Origin of the sequence: Sutterella massiliensis (assembly GCF_016899755.1) — a bacterium.
GTDB lineage: Bacteria > Pseudomonadota > Gammaproteobacteria > Burkholderiales > Burkholderiaceae_F > Sutterella > Sutterella massiliensis.
Genome location: NZ_JACJJC010000547.1, coordinates 1 through 234, shown reverse-complemented (window position 1 = coordinate 234; position 234 = coordinate 1). Strand labels below are relative to the sequence as shown.

The 234-nt window shown below is 65.8% G+C and carries 1 protein-coding gene; it reads right to left on the bottom strand.

The window, feature by feature from the left end; translation table 11 throughout:
• Window positions 1-234, bottom strand: a 234-nt coding sequence (locus tag H6A60_RS13650) for a hypothetical protein (RefSeq protein WP_205105419.1), incomplete at both ends; no start/stop codon positions are given.

Genomic DNA, 234 nt, shown 5'->3' with positions numbered 1-234 from the left:
GAAGTAGGGCACGCCGTCGAAGGAGTTGACGGCGAAGGCGCCGCCGGTGGAGGCCTTCAACAGCTTGGCGATCTGCTGGTCGATCCAGCGGGGCACGCCGCGAGCCATGGTCTGGGCCCGCATGCGGTACATGTCGCCGTGCCGCGAGGTGAGGATGCGCGTCGGGACCGTGAGGTTGTCCGACCACTCCTTCGTGATGATGGTGACCTCCTTCGTGATCGCGGCCTTCTTCTC